The following is an 812-nucleotide window of genomic DNA, read 5'->3' as shown; positions in this document are numbered from 1 at the left end:
CTTCTTCATCCGCAGGTGTATCAGCCGTTACATCCTCATCATTTGGTGTATTCGTAGCTTCTTCATCATCTGCCGGTTGATCCGGTGCCTCTTCACCTGGTGTTGCGGCCACAAGGTTCTTGTTAGCGATCGTGCGCATGAATTTACCTTTTTCAGGGGAGCCTGGAATGCTGGTCGCATAATGGGACACTTCCGCTCCGTGATTCTTAAACTCCTGGTCCTGTTTTTCAGCCGCAAAAGCTGAGCCGCCTGCACCAAAAACAGCTGCAGTTAGCATGGAAGTGGACATGACAAATGGCAAGATCTTTTTTGTGCGTTTTTCTGTTGGGTTCGTTTCTTTAACCAAGAATAATCAAACTCCTTTTTCACATTTTTTTGATCTGGACGATTACATCAAATGAACAGCTCTGAATCAGTATGTCGGTATATCTATCTGCCTCCTTCGACTGTAAGCTGAGAATCTGGGGTCATGTTCGGCTAACCAACTTGCGCGGCAGTACCCCGTCTGCCTGTACATAACGATACCAAATGAAAATGACAGTGGTGTAACAGCCAATTAACAAGTAACAGAGGAAATATTAACCGTTGTAATAAAATCAGAAGTCAGAAAAAGGATAGGATCTAATCTATTGGATGGTGTAATACCAATTTATTCCTCACTGTGATTGTAAGTCCTGAAAGCATCGCATTACTTTTTGATGGTAGAAGAAAGTGGTCAGAATGATCTAGCATTTTTTATTACAATGTATTACAATCTGAAGGCAAAAAATAATCCATCCTCGAGATGGTACTCGAATTGGATGGATATGTGA

1 protein-coding gene is annotated in these 812 nt (G+C 42.1%); it reads right to left on the bottom strand.

Annotated features, from left to right (window positions below; all coding sequences use genetic code 11):
- The coding region (locus NCCP2222_RS12625) for a hypothetical protein (RefSeq protein WP_248512707.1) at positions 1–346 on the bottom strand (346 nt) is incomplete at its 3' end.
- Positions 347–812: the final 466 nt, after the last annotated feature.

It is taken from the genome of Sporosarcina sp. NCCP-2222, from assembly GCF_023168145.1.
Classification (GTDB): domain Bacteria; phylum Bacillota; class Bacilli; order Bacillales_A; family Planococcaceae; genus Sporosarcina.
The sequence above is the reverse complement of the archived record's forward strand: the minus strand, read 5'-3'. Positions and strand labels throughout refer to the sequence as shown.